This window comes from Bradyrhizobium sp. USDA 4541, assembly GCF_024171085.1.
GTDB lineage: Bacteria > Pseudomonadota > Alphaproteobacteria > Rhizobiales > Xanthobacteraceae > Bradyrhizobium > Bradyrhizobium australafricanum.
This window is the reverse complement of record NZ_JALJZF010000001.1, coordinates 3832472-3845408: the sequence shown is the minus strand read 5'-3', so window position 1 is coordinate 3845408 and position 12937 is coordinate 3832472. Positions and strand designations below refer to the sequence as shown.

General features: G+C 66.0%; 10 protein-coding genes. 2 read left to right on the top strand and 8 right to left on the bottom strand.

The annotated features are described in order from the left end of the window. The first annotated feature begins 30 nt into the window (after positions 1-30). Both J2R80_RS17975 and J2R80_RS17970 read left to right on the top strand, forming a co-directional pair. Positions 31-537 (top strand): tyrosine phosphatase family protein, encoded by a 507-nt coding sequence (locus J2R80_RS17975; protein ID WP_038383011.1) that lies wholly within the window; start codon positions 31-33, stop codon positions 535-537. A gap of 108 nt (positions 538-645) precedes the next feature. Next, positions 646-3351: a DUF2339 domain-containing protein gene (locus tag J2R80_RS17970; RefSeq protein ID WP_253639041.1), complete on the top strand. Its 2706-nt coding sequence runs from the start codon at positions 646-648 to the stop codon at positions 3349-3351. A gap of 24 nt (positions 3352-3375) precedes the next feature. Here J2R80_RS17970 and J2R80_RS17965 read toward each other — a convergent pair whose 3' ends face one another. From J2R80_RS17965 to J2R80_RS17930, 8 genes are all read right to left on the bottom strand, one after another. Beyond that, positions 3376-3609, bottom strand: a complete 234-nt coding sequence (locus J2R80_RS17965; RefSeq protein WP_016844381.1) for a DUF6894 family protein — start codon at positions 3607-3609, stop codon at positions 3376-3378. A 139-nt stretch (positions 3610-3748) separates the two neighbouring features. Continuing rightward, positions 3749-4327 carry a hypothetical protein gene (locus J2R80_RS17960; RefSeq protein WP_253589605.1) on the bottom strand — a complete coding sequence of 193 codons (579 nt, stop codon included), beginning with the start codon at positions 4325-4327 and terminating at the stop codon, positions 3749-3751. Between the two features lie 186 nt (positions 4328-4513). Then, positions 4514-5500 carry an MDR family oxidoreductase gene (locus J2R80_RS17955; RefSeq protein ID WP_253639040.1) on the bottom strand — a complete coding sequence of 329 codons (987 nt, stop codon included), beginning with the start codon at positions 5498-5500 and terminating at the stop codon, positions 4514-4516. 47 nt (positions 5501-5547) lie between these two features. Further along, positions 5548-6792 carry an MFS transporter gene (locus J2R80_RS17950; protein WP_253639039.1) on the bottom strand — a complete coding sequence of 415 codons (1245 nt, stop codon included), beginning with the start codon at positions 6790-6792 and terminating at the stop codon, positions 5548-5550. Positions 6793-6982: 190 nt separating this feature from the next. Then, the gene (locus J2R80_RS17945) at positions 6983-8461 is read right to left on the bottom strand and encodes a cell wall hydrolase (RefSeq protein ID WP_253639038.1); all 1479 of its coding nucleotides are present in this window, start codon (positions 8459-8461) and stop codon (positions 6983-6985) included. A 123-nt stretch (positions 8462-8584) separates the two neighbouring features. Beyond that, the gene (locus J2R80_RS17940) at positions 8585-8797 is read right to left on the bottom strand and encodes a hypothetical protein (protein ID WP_253639037.1); all 213 of its coding nucleotides are present in this window, start codon (positions 8795-8797) and stop codon (positions 8585-8587) included. A 788-nt stretch (positions 8798-9585) separates the two neighbouring features. Further along, the gene (ppdK, locus tag J2R80_RS17935; RefSeq protein ID WP_253639036.1) at positions 9586-12507 is read right to left on the bottom strand and encodes a pyruvate, phosphate dikinase; all 2922 of its coding nucleotides are present in this window, start codon (positions 12505-12507) and stop codon (positions 9586-9588) included. Positions 12508-12598: 91 nt separating this feature from the next. Beyond that, the gene (locus J2R80_RS17930) at positions 12599-12754 is read right to left on the bottom strand and encodes a DUF3096 domain-containing protein (protein WP_016844375.1); all 156 of its coding nucleotides are present in this window, start codon (positions 12752-12754) and stop codon (positions 12599-12601) included. Positions 12755-12937 lie beyond the last annotated feature (183 nt).

Here is a 12937-nt window from a genome sequence, read left to right as displayed (position 1 = left end):
TAATCCGGCACCCCCGATAGAAGGACTATCATGCTTCACGTCTGCTCGCTTGCCGCACTCTCCGACACGGTTCGCGCCACCGGCGCCAGCCATGTGCTGACCGTGATGGCCAATGTCGACCAGGTGCAGCGGCCGCCTTCCGTGCTGCCGGCCAACCACCTGAAAGTGTCGATGGACGACATCATCGAACAGATGGACGGATTCGTTGCGCCCAACGAGTCGCATATCGAGAAGGTGCTGAGCTTCGTGCGCGGCTGGGATCGCCAAGCACCGATGGTGGTGCATTGCTACGCCGGCATCAGCCGCTCGACCGCGAGCGCATTCGCCACGGTCTGCGCCCTCAACCCGCACCGCGACGAAATGTCCATCGCCCGGATGATCCGCGAGGCCTCGCCGATCGCGGCTCCCAACCGGCTGATCGTCAGCCTCGCCGACAAGGCGCTGGGGCGCGAGGGCCGGATGCTGCGCGCACTCGACGCGATGGGTCCCGGCAGCATGAGCGTCGAAGGCCGGCCTTTCCACATCGATCTGGACTAAGCGTGGCCGGTCACCCCGATCGCTTGAACTTCCGGTCCTCCTCACTGCACTACTAGGTTGCGACGGGCCGCTGGCTGGCCAAGTCCGGCGCGTCCCGCCGGAGGCCCAATGTTCGATTCGCCGTTCGACTTCCTGACGCTCGTCCTCGCCATCGTCGCGATCATTTTCGCGCGCAAGGCGCTGGGCCGGATCGACCTGCTGCAGCGCCGCCTGGATGCGATCGAGGCCGCGGGCGGCGCCGCCGCGCGGACGGCCATGCCGCCGCCGCTGACTCCGCTGCAGGAGTTCGAGCAGACGCCGCCGACGGCGCCTTCCGTCGCGCCGCCACCGCTCCCGGAGACGGCTCCCGGCGAACCGGCCGCGCAGACTGAGCCAGCCGCGGACGCGCCAGGTGCCGTACCGCCGCCCCTGCCGGAGCCGACAGCCCCGCCGCAGCCTGCACCCGGCTTCGAGGAGACGCTCGGCACGCGCTGGGTGGTGTGGATCGGCGGCCTGACGCTCGCGCTCGGCGGCTTCTTCATGGTGCGCTATTCGATCGAAGCCGGCTTGCTCGGCCCCGGCGTCCGCACGATGCTCGGCGGATTGTTTGCGCTGGCGCTGCTCGGCGCCGGTGAATGGACCAGGCGCCAGGAAAGCATCTCCAACATCGCGGCGCTGCCGATCGCCAACATCCCGGCGATCCTCACCGCCGCCGGCACCGCGGTGGCATTCGCTACCGTCTACGCCGCCTACGCGCTGTATGACTTCCTCGCCCCGGCGAGCGCCTTCATCCTGCTCGGTATGGTCGCGCTCGGCACGCTGGCGGCCGCGCTGCTGCACGGACCCGCGCTGGCCGGGCTCGGCATCGTCGGCGCCTTCGTCACGCCGCTCCTGGTGTCGTCAGACAAGCCCGACTTCTGGTCGCTCTACGTCTACCTCGCCATCGTCACGGCGGCGGCGTTCGGCCTCGCCCGGATCCGGCTGTGGCGCTGGCTCGCGGTCACGACGATCGCCTTCGCGCTGCTGTGGACCTTCCCTTGCCTGCAATGCGGGCCCGAGATGATCGCGCCGCACGTCTTCCATGTCATCGCGGGCTTCGTGCTGGCGGCGCTGCTCGTGGTCTGCGGCTTCATGTTCGGTCCCGACGGCGACGGCGAGGAGATCGAGCCGATTTCATCTAGCTCGCTCGCCGCCTATCTGTTTGGCGCGATGCTGATCGCGCTCAACAGCGCCCACGCCGACACCGCGATGATCGGCTTTGCGCTGCTGACAGCCGCGAGCCTGCTTGTCGCCTGGCGCGCGCCTGCTGCTACCCGTGCGATCGGCGCCGCGTCGATCTTCGTGTTCATTGTGTTCGGCGAATGGGCCGTCCGCCGCAACGTCGACATGCTGGTGCTGCCGGGCGGCGCGATCCCCGGCATCGGCCGGTCCGTGACCGATGGCTCGGTCTCGCTGCATCTCGTCACCGCCGCGCTGTTCGCGGCCGCCTTCGGCATCGCCGGCTTCCTCGCGCAATTCCGTTTTACCACCACGAAGGTCACGGTGACCTGGGCCGCGGCGGCGGTGTTCACGCCGGTCGCGCTGCTGGTCGCACTCTATGCACGCATCGCGCATCTCGACCGCTCGATCCCGTTCGCGGTCCTCGCCGTGCTGCTGGCGGCGGCCTACGCAGCCGCGACCGAGGCGCTGACCCGGCGCGACGAGCGGCCGGAGCTGTCGCCTTCGATTGCGTTGTCCGCCACCGGCGCCCTCGCCTCGCTGGCGCTGGCGCTGACCTTCGCGCTCGACAAGGGCTGGCTCACCATCGCGCTCGCGCTGGTGTCGATGGGCACGGCGTGGCTGTCGGTGCAGCGGCCGATCCCGTTCCTGCGCTGGCTTGCCGCGATCCTGGCCGGCATCGTCGTGCTGCGCATCGGCTATGAGCCGCGGATCGCGGGCGACGCCGTCGGCACCACGCCGATCTTCAACTGGCTGCTGTGGGGCTATGGCGTGCCGGCGCTGTCATTCTGGGCGGCAAGCCATTTCCTGCGTCGCAACGGCGACGACGTCCCGCCGCGCATCGTCGAATCCGCCGCGATCCTGTTCACGGTGCTGCTTGCCTTCATGGAGATCCGCCACGCGGTCAACAGCGGCGATGTCTATTATGCCAGCGCCGGGCTGACCGAGGTCGCGCTGCAGGTCGGCGCGACGCTTGCGATGGCGATCGGACTGGAGCGGCTGCGCCTGCGCAGCGGCAGCATCGTGCACAATGTCGGCGCGATCCTGCTGACCGCATCCGCCGGGCTTGCCAGCCTGTTCGGACTGCTGGCGCTGGAGAACCCGATGCTGTGGTGGCAGGACGTCGGCGGCAGCTTCATCAACCTGCTGCTGCTCGGCTACGCGCTGCCGGCGGTGCTGGCGCTGCTGCTGTCCTATGCGGTGGCGGGCCATCGTCCTGCCGGCTATGCCAACACGATCGCCGCCGGCGCCCTGGTCCTTGCGCTCGCTTACGTCACGTTCGAGATCCGCAGGCTCTACCACGGACCCGTGCTGACGCGCGGCGAGACCACGGGCGCGGAGCAATACACCTATTCGATCGCCTGGCTGATGTTCGGCGTCGCGCTGCTCGGCATCGGCATCGTCGTCAACTCGCAGCGGGCGCGGCTCGCGTCTGCTGCGGTGATCGGGCTGACGATCCTGAAGGCGTTCCTGATCGACATGTCGACGCTCACGGGTGTCTACCGGGCGCTGTCGTTCATGTGCCTTGGCATCGTGCTGGTCGCGATCGGCTGGCTGTATCAGCGGATCCTGTTTCGCAGGCGAACCGCTCAGCCGCTGGCGCAGGCTGAGGGTTAGGACTTGCCGTCCTGAAAGACAGCTTCAGTCGACGGACTCGGCGACCAGTCGAATCCTGAACACGGGTTTTCTGCCCTCGTCGAGCAGCTCCATGTGCCATTCGCTGTTCTGCTTCAGATTGCGCGAAATGCTGCCGAGGAAATTTCCGCAGACCTTGGTCATCTCGGCCCAGGCCACGTCGCGGCTTTCAAACTCCGTCGCGTGGTCGGATGCACCAGCGTAATCGCCATCACTAATTCGAAAAAAATATTGCGCCATATGACTACTCAAAATCAGAGTCCCCAATGTCCCGCCTCACGGCGAACGCCAGGTATTGAGTAGCGAGCAAGGCGTGGCGACCGCCATCCGTATGACTACGGCTTGGCGGCGCTATTCCCGCTAGCGCGCAGATGAAAGGTTAGTCGGTGGAGCGGCGCAATTCCGGCGCGCTCTCGACCTTGGCGGGCTCGGCCTTGACCGGCTCGAGCTTCGCGCTTCCGACGTGCGGCGTCTCAACGCGCGACACTTCGGTCTGCGAGGCATCCGCGGATCGGGTGCGCGGATGCAGCGAGCGCGGACGCGCCGCCGCGCGCGCCATCAGCATCTGCTGGCCGCCCTGGTGATGGAAATCGCAATAGGCAAAGCCCATGCCGGAGACCGAGCCGCGGAACGAGCGGTCGTCCTGCTTGTCGAGATTGAAGCACGGTTCGAACGGAATGCCCTTCAGCGACGCGCAAACGCTCTGACCGCGGATCTGCAGCGTGTTGCCGGGCAGGCGCAGGTGACGGATCGGCCCCGAGCCGGAGAACTGGACCGAGCCTGCCGCACCCAGATCGTCGAGGATGCGACCGGCGCCGCGGGTGCCATCGAAACAGGTGAACGCGAACACCTTGCCGGCGACGAACCTGCGGGCCTCATCGGCGTTCATCATGCCCGCGAATGCCGGCACGACCATTGCTCCGGCCGTGACGGCCCCCAACACCAAACGCGCAAGCATGAGCTACTCCACTTACGAGCGCGGGCACTCGCTCCTTGTTGCGCATGACCCCCGCACCAACGCTTTTCGACGTCTGCGCGAGGAAACCCGGCCCCCCGGGATCATGCTGCAAGTCTCTTTACCCGCTGCTTACCATACCAACAGTGGCAACATTGGAGCAGCTTGGTTGGTAAAGTCTGAACGTCCTCAGACTATTTTTACCACGATGCGGCCGCGGACCTGGCCACCGAGGATTTTCGCGCCAAAGCCCATGACTTCGTCCAGGGCGATTTCGTGAGTGATATCAGCCAGTTTTGCCTTATCCAGATCGCTGGCAAGGCGGCGCCAGGCGGTCCTCCGCAGCTCGATCGGACACATCACCGAATCGATACCGAGAAGGCACACGCCCCGCAAAATGAAGGGCGCGACCGACGACGGCAGATCCATACCGGCCGCCAGACCGCAGGCCGCGATGGCTCCGCCATACTTCGTCATCGACAGCAGGTTGGCGAGCGTGGTCGACCCGACGCTGTCGACGCCGCCGGCCCAGCGCTCCTTCGCCAGCGCCTTGGGCGCACCTGACAGTTCTGCGCGGTCGATCACCTCGGTGGCGCCGAGACCCTTGAGATAGTCGGTCTCCGACATCCGCCCGGTCGACGCGATGACGTGGTAGCCAAGCTTCGAGAGCACGGCGATCGCCACCGAGCCGACGCCGCCGGCGGCACCCGTGACCACCACAGGGCCGCTCTTCGGGGTGAGACCGTGTTTCTCCAGCGCCAGCACCGAGAGCATCGCCGTATAGCCGGCGGTACCGACCGCCATCGCATCGCGGGCCGAGATGCCGTCGGGCAGCCGCACCAGCCAGTCGCCCTTGACGCGGGCCCTTTCAGCGTAGGCGCCGAGATGGGTCTCGCCCATGCCCCAGCCGTTGCAGACGACCTTGTCGCCCGCCTTCCAGTCCGGATGGCTGGATTGCTCGACCGTGCCGGCGAAATCGATGCCGGCGATCATCGGGAACCGGCGCACCACCGGTGCCTTGCCAGTCAGTGCGAGGCCGTCCTTGTAGTTCAGTGTCGACCACTCGACGCGGACGGTGACGTCGCCGTCCATCAGCTCGGCTTCGTCGAATTGGGTGAGTGCGGCGGTGGTACCCTTGTCCGCCTTGTCGATCCTGATTGCCTTGAACGTTGCCACGATGTGCACTCCCCGTAATCTTGGTTTCGGGGAAATGGTTTACCCCATCAGGCAGGCTGCGCAACCGGGCGGGCGACGGGCTTTTCGACGATCGGCAGGTTGATCAGCGCGGACAGCACGCCAAACAGCACCGACAGCCACCAGATCGGAGTGTAGGAACCGTACTGCTCGAACACGATGCCGCCGAGCCAGACGCCGAGGAAGCCGCCGACCTGATGGCTGACGAAGGCGAAGCCGTACAGCGTCGCAAACCAGCGCGTGCCGAACATCAGCGCCACCAGCGCCGAGGTCGGCGGCACCGTGGAGAGCCAGGTCAGGCCGGAGATCGCGCCGAACGCAATCGCCGAGAAGGCCGTGATCGGGAACGAGATGAAGGCGACGATCGACAGCGCGCGGGTGAAGTAGATCACCGACAGGATGTAGCGCTTCGGGAAGACGTTCTGCAGCCAGCCGACGCTGAGCGAGCCCACGATGTTGAACAGGCCGATCGCCGCGATCACCCAGCCGCCGGTCGATGCCGGAATGCCGCGGTCGGCGAGATAGGCCGGCAGATGCACGGTGATGAAGGCGAGCTGGAAGCCGCAGGTGAAGAAGCCGAGCACCAGCAGCACGTAGGAGCGATGGCCGAACGCCTCCGCCAGCGCGGTCTTGAACGACTGCTGATCGGCCGGCGCGGCGTCATTCGTCTCCGCCGGCGGTGTCGAGAGTGCCAGCGACAACGGCAGGATCAGCAGCATCAGCGCGCCGAACACCAGCAGCGCGGTCTGCCAGCCGAAATTGTCGATCATCGCGACGCCGAACGGCGCGAACAGGAATTGGCCGAACGAGCCCGCGGCGGTGCCGGCGCCGAGCGCAATGCCGCGCTGCGCGGGCGGCAGCAGCTTGCTGAACGCCGACAGCACCAGGTTGAACGATGAGCCCGACAGGCCGAAGCCGATCAAGACGCCGGCGCCAAGGTTGAGCGAGAGCGGCGTCGCCGAGTAACGCATCAGGAGCAGGCCCGCGGCGTAAAGCAGTGCGCCGACGACCATCACACGCAGCAGCCCGAAACGGTCGGCAATCGCGCCGGCGATCGGCTGGCCGAGCCCCCACAACAGGTTCTGCAGCGCCAGCGCGAGGCCGAACACGTCGCGGCCCCAGGTGAATTCATGGCTCATCGGCTGCACGAAGAAGCCGAGGCTGGAGCGCGGCCCGAAGCTCAGCAGCGCAATCGCGCAGCCACAGACGATGATGACAAGTGGCGTGCGCCACGTGCCCGACGTCGGTCGAAGATCCCCGGTGGTAACGGCCATCTTGTCTTCCCCCGCAACTGCTGCGCGGGGAGCCGCCCCGCCGAACGTTACGGGGAGTTAATGCAGGTGCATGAAAACCCCAAGAGGGGCCGGAGAAAAATATTCGCCTGCAGGGCTGCTCTGCAGAATCGGAGAGGATGATGACCGTCATTCCGGGGCACGCCGGCCGCGGAACGGGAGGCAGAAGGCCCTATCGCCGGGCGCTGGCCTGCTCGGCCGAGCTCTGGGCGGCCTCGGCGAGCTGCGCCGAGATCTTGGCGGTCTCGGCCGGGTTGCCCCAGCTCGGCGCGTCGCTGCCGTCGCCCCAGGCGCGCGGGCGATAGAAGGTGTGGACGCCGAACTTGTACATCTTCTTCATCTCGCTGACCCAGGACGGCCGCACCCAGTAGGCGTGGTAGTGGGTCGAGCGGTCGACTTCCGGCAGCCACAATTCGCCGTCGAGCATCGCCTTCGCGATCTTCCTGGCGCGATCCCACATGTCGGGCTCGCGGACGACGTCGGCGACGTTGTCGCAGGCGAAGGTGAACTGACAGGCGTAATGGCGATTCTTGTTCTGGTAGACCACGCCGCACACCGTCTCCGGATATTTGCCGGAGAAGGCGCGATTCAGCACCACCTGGGCGACCGCGATCTGGCCACGCACCGCTTCACCGCGGGCTTCGAAATAGACCGCCTCGGCGAGGCACTTCTCCGACTTGGCGCGCGACTTCTCGTCGAACAGGCCGAGCCGCTCCGCCGGCGTCTTGGTGTGCTGGTCGTCGGCATTGACCTCGCCCTTCGGCGCGATGCTCTGGCCCATCTCGCCGGCCTTGACCGGACCGTCGGCATCGACCGGCAATGACGCCATCACCTTCATGTCGGGATCGGGCGTTGCTGCCGGCATCACGACAACCGGCGCCTCGCCGGGCTGCCAGCGCTCGAGGTTCTCCGGCGTGCCGAGCGACGAGCCGAAGAACAGACTGGCGGTCTGGAATGCGAACGGGTCACGCTCGCGCGCCGCATCGGCGGGCGCAGCTACCGGCTTCGCGGGCGCGGGCTTCAGATCGTCGAGCGGGCTGGCCTCGAGCGAGAGCGACACGTCGTTCTGCTGCGGTGACGGCTTGGCATATTGCGGCAAGGGCGGCGCGCGCAGCGCCTCCTGCAATTCAGGATCGAGCGGCGCGCCATCGGCCGGTGCGGTCGCGGTCTTCATGCCCTTGACCGACGAATTCGATGTCGCCGGATCCTCGTTCGCCGGCGCCGTATCTGCAGGCTCCGCCGGTTCGACCTGATCGGGCCGCCGGACGACGAGGCGATCGCCCTTCATGGTGCGATCGACCTTGGGAAAATCGGATGCCTGATAGCGCGGCGGCGGGGCCGTGATCGGATTGCGCGTCACCGTTCCGGTGATATCGAGGTTCGAACTGTCCAGTCTCGCGAGCAGGATTTGCGGCGCTTGCGGCGCGGACGTGCCGATCGGACGGCCGAAGCTGTAGGTCGCGACCTGGATGGAGCCGACGGCGGAGGCGAAGACGCGCTTCTGCCAGCGCTCGGCGACGCCGGGCTGCCGGGCCAGGAGCGAGGCAATATCCTGATATCCGATCTCGGTCGGCATCAGTGCGAAGATGCCAAGACCGAGACCGAAGAGCGCAAGACGTGCGCCCTTCGGCTGGTTACGCGACACAAACATCGTACGCTCACGCAACGCTTACTGAGTGCAATCGAACGCGGTACATCCGCGCAATTCGACCTTTCTCGTTGCTAAACCGTTTAGGTTGCCGCGGAGTTAATCGGCGTTGCTCGCGCGCTACACTCAAGTGATCGCGCATGTTTCGCACGTTGCATCGCGCGCCTTGGTAAACGCGCGGCGCATGAAAGTCGTAAACAACAGGTCAACGGAGATGGTGAACAAAGTGTTGCAGGCACGGCAGCCACCCGCCGTCATTGCGAGGAGCGACAGCGACGACTTGTCCGCCGAAGCCTTGGCGAAGGCGGAAGCAATCCATGGCTCGGCAAGTGGAAACATGGATTGCTTCGCGGAGCCTGTCATCGGGCGCGCATTCGCGCGACCCGTTAGCTCGCAATGACGCTATATTTTCAGGCTGCCTCAACAAATCGGGATAGGGGGGAGCCTCGCAGCCCCTCCCCTCCCACACCACCGTACATACGGGTCCGTATACGGCGGTTCGCTGGATTAAGCGGCAAGAGTTGTTCTGTTGCCGCCGTAGTTTGGGTGTCAGCAATCGTCGCGCCAGCTTCGACTCCTCTGATCAGCGTCAGTCAGGGTTTCACCCCTTCCCGCCGTTCCGAGGCCAGTTGCCCGGAATTCAGTCGCATGGCCGATGCGATATCGCTGCATCTACTCGTCACTTCCAGCGTTCAGGCCTTCGGCGAAACTCGTTCCGCCTACTATGCCCTCTGCTGACTTCTGCACTGCGGTCAGATCGCCTTACGACGACCTCAGTCTCGTTGCCGAGACGCAGCGCAGATCTCCCGAGGTAAGATCGACCGCCTTCGCCGCACGCCCGCCGGATTTACCACCCCGGCCCTTGATGACCGTGGACTTCGCGATCACGTGCTCGCTCGTCCGGCCGGGTAGGCCTCGTTATCCGGTTTTTGTCCATCGGGCCGCGGCTTTGCTCCACGCTTCCTTCAGACCCCACCTCGCGATGACGCCCTGGCGCTTCGCTAATCCTTCACCGTCATCAGGCTGGATAGAGGACTTCCACCTCCAAGCTGCCGGTCATGCTCGGCACACACAAAAATGGCCGGGACTTGGTCCCGGCCATCGCACTCTCTGAACTGTAAGATCGCTCACGCCTGGCTGGCGATCTCCTTGCCGAGCGCGGCCTGCGCCGCGGCGAGACGCGCGATCGGCACGCGATAGGGCGAGCACGAGACGTAATCGAGCCCGACCTCGTGGCAGAACGCGACCGACGCGGGATCGCCGCCGTGCTCGCCGCAGATGCCGACCTTGAGGTTCGGACGCGTCTTGCGGCCGCGGGTGACGCCGATCCTGACGAGCTCGCCGACGCCGTCGCGATCGACCGAGATGAACGGATCGATCTCGAGGATGCCCTTGGCGACATAGGTGCCGAGGAAGCTCGCGGCGTCGTCGCGGCTGATGCCGTAGGTGGTCTGCGTCAGGTCGTTGGTGCCGAAGGAGAAGAACTCCGCGGTCTCGGCCACCTCGCCCGCCATCAGGCAGGCGCGCGGCAGCTCGATCATGGTGCCGACCTGGTAGCTCAGCTTGACGCCGGTTTCCTTCATCACCGCGTTGGCTGTCGCATCGATCCGCGCCTTGACCAGATCGAACTCGGCCTTGGTCGCGATCAGCGGCACCATCACCTCGAGACCGACCGGCTTGCCGGTGCGCTTGCCGGCTTCGACGGCAGCCTCGAAGATCGCACGCGCCTGCATCTCGGCGATCTCCGGGTAGGCGATCGCAAGACGGCAGCCGCGGAAACCGAGCATCGGGTTGAACTCGGAGAGTTCGCGGGCGCGGTCGGCGAGCTTGCGCGGATCGGTGTTCATGGCGCGCGCCACTTCCTCGATCTCGGCCTGGGTGTGCGGCAGGAACTCGTGCAGCGGCGGATCGAGCAAGCGGATCGTGACGGGCAGGCCCTGCATGATCTCGAACAGCTCGACGAAGTCGGCGCGCTGCATCGGCAACAGCTTCGACAGCGCGGCGCGGCGCGACTGCTCGTCCTCGGAGAGGATCATCTCGCGCACGGTGCGGATGCGGGTCTCCTCGAAGAACATGTGCTCGGTGCGGCAGAGGCCGATGCCTTCGGCGCCGAACTTCACCGCGGTGCGCGCGTCATCGGGCGTGTCGCCGTTGACGCGAACGCCGAGCTTGCGGACCTCGTCGGCCCAGCCCATCAGCGTGCCGAACTCGCCGGACAGTTCCGGCTCGATCATCGGCATGCGGCCGGCCAGCACCTGGCCGACCGAGCCATCGATGGTGATGACGTCGCCGGTCTTGAAGGTGCGCGAGCCCACGCTCATGGTGCCGCGGCCGTAATCGACGCGGATGGTGCCGCAGCCGGAGACGCAGGGCTTGCCCATGCCGCGCGCAACCACCGCCGCGTGCGAGGTCATGCCGCCGCGGGTGGTGAGGATGCCTTCCGCGGCGTGCATGCCGTGGATGTCTTCCGGGCTGGTCTCGATACGGACCAGGATGACCTTGCGTCCGTCGGCCTGCAGCTTGGCCGCTTCGTCCGACGAGAACACGATCTCGCCCGAGGCAGCGCCAGGCGACGCCGGCAGGCCGGTCGCGATCACGTCGCGCTTGGCGGCCGGATCGATGGTCGGGTGCAGCAGCTGGTCGAGCGAGGCCGGATCGATCCGCGTCACCGCGTCCTTGCGCGAGATCAGGCCTTCATTGGCGAGCTCGACCGCGATGCGCAGCGCCGCCTTCGCGGTGCGCTTGCCGCCGCGGGTCTGCAGCATCCACAGCTTGCCCTGCTCGACCGTGAACTCCATGTCCTGCATGTCGCGGTAGTGCTTCTCGAGCAGCGTGTAGATCCGCGTCAGCTCCTTGAACGCGGCCGGCATCGCCGCTTCCATCGACAGCTTGTCGGAGCCGGATTCCTGGCGCGCCTCCTCGGTGATGTCCTGTGGCGTGCGGATGCCGGCGACGACGTCCTCGCCCTGCGCATTGATCAGGAACTCGCCGTAGAGCTTGCTCTCGCCGGTCGAGGGATTGCGGGTGAACGCGACGCCGGTGGCCGAGGTCTCGCCCATGTTGCCGAACACCATCGCCTGCACATTGACGGCGGTGCCCCAGGATTCCGGAATGTCGTGCAGCTTGCGATAGGTCACCGCGCGCGCGTTCATCCAGGATGAGAACACCGCGCCGATCGCGCCCCACAGCTGATCGTGCGGATCCTGCGGGAAGTCGTGGCCGGTCTCCTTGGCGACCGCCTCCTTGTACTTGCCGACCAGCTCGACCCAGTCGTCGCCGGTGAGGTCGGTGTCGAGCGAATAGCCCTGGCCGTCCTTGAAGGTGTCGAGGATGTCCTCGAAGTGATGATGCTCGAAGCCGAGCACCACGTCCGAATACATCGTGATGAAGCGGCGATAGCTGTCATAGGCGAAGCGGCGGTCGCCGGAGAGTTCGGCCAGCGCCTCGACGGTGCGGTCGTTGAGGCCGAGGTTGAGCACGGTGTCCATCATGCCCGGCATCGAGGCGCGCGCGCCCGAGCGGACCGAGACCAGCAGCGGGTTCTTGGCGTCGCCGAACGTCTTGCCGGTCAGCTTGCCGACATAGTCGAGCGCCTTCTCAACCTGTGCTTTCAATTCCTTCGGATACGTCTTGTCGTGCTCGTAGAAATAGGTGCAGACCGAGGTCGGAATGGTGAAGCCGGGAGGCACCGGCAGGCCGAGATTGGCCATTTCCGCGAGGTTGGCGCCCTTGCCGCCGAGCAGATTGCGCAAGGTCGCCTGGCCCTCGGCCTTGCCGTCGCCGAACGTATAGACCCACTTGCCGGCCTTGATCGCAGCCGGGGCCGCCTTCTTCGCAACGGCCTTCGCCGGCGCCTTGCCAGCGGGCTTTGCGGCCGGCTTTGCAGCCGATTTGGGAGCGGCTTTCGGCGCCGCCTTCGGGGCGCTCTTCTTCAGCGCCTTGCGCGCCGGGGCGGCCTTGCGGGCTGCGGCGGAGGGCTTTGATTTCGCTCCTGTTTTCTCGGCAGTTTTCGCAGCAGTTTTCTTGGACTTCGCGACGGCTTTGGCCATGTCAGACAACAATCCGGAAGGAGGGGTCGAAGATGCGCGCCTTACACCATTTTGAGGGGTTCCGCGCAAGCCGCGAAACCCCGCTTTCCCGCTAGAGGTGCAACCAGCGCAGCAGACCCATCCCCACGAGCCCGACGAAGATCAGATAGATCGCGACGATGTAGTTGAGGAGCCGCGGCATGATCAGGATTAGGACGCCTGCGATCAGAGCCACGATAGCAGGCAGATGCCCAGCGGTGATGGTCATTGAAGTTTTCTCCGGGGGTTTTTGGAGGAGCGAATCAAGCGGCAGTTTATCCGCTGAGGGAAGTTCCCACATCAAGACGCCCGTCCCGCCGACGAGTTCCCGCAACTCACGAAAATTGCTCCAAATTGCCGCGTATATGGCGGCGGCTTTCCGGAACATCACCGCAGCCGATGCATTGGCTCG

Bases quoted from the DNA above. Each gene is read 5' to 3' on its own strand.
- J2R80_RS17975 (WP_038383011.1), top strand. From the start codon at position 31: ATGCTTCACGTCTGCTCGCTTGCCGCACTCTCCGACACGGTTCGCGCC.
- J2R80_RS17970 (WP_253639041.1), top strand. From the start codon at position 646: ATGTTCGATTCGCCGTTCGACTTCCTGACGCTCGTCCTCGCCATCGTC.
- J2R80_RS17965 (WP_016844381.1), bottom strand. From the start codon at position 3,609: ATGGCGCAATATTTTTTTCGAATTAGTGATGGCGATTACGCTGGTGCA.
- J2R80_RS17960 (WP_253589605.1), bottom strand. From the start codon at position 4,327: ATGCTTGCGCGTTTGGTGTTGGGGGCCGTCACGGCCGGAGCAATGGTC.
- J2R80_RS17950 (WP_253639039.1), bottom strand. From the start codon at position 6,792: ATGGCCGTTACCACCGGGGATCTTCGACCGACGTCGGGCACGTGGCGC.
- J2R80_RS17945 (WP_253639038.1), bottom strand. From the start codon at position 8,461: ATGTTTGTGTCGCGTAACCAGCCGAAGGGCGCACGTCTTGCGCTCTTC.
- J2R80_RS17940 (WP_253639037.1), bottom strand. From the start codon at position 8,797: ATGTTTCCACTTGCCGAGCCATGGATTGCTTCCGCCTTCGCCAAGGCT.
- ppdK (WP_253639036.1), bottom strand. From the start codon at position 12,507: ATGGCCAAAGCCGTCGCGAAGTCCAAGAAAACTGCTGCGAAAACTGCC.
- J2R80_RS17930 (WP_016844375.1), bottom strand. From the start codon at position 12,754: ATGACCATCACCGCTGGGCATCTGCCTGCTATCGTGGCTCTGATCGCA.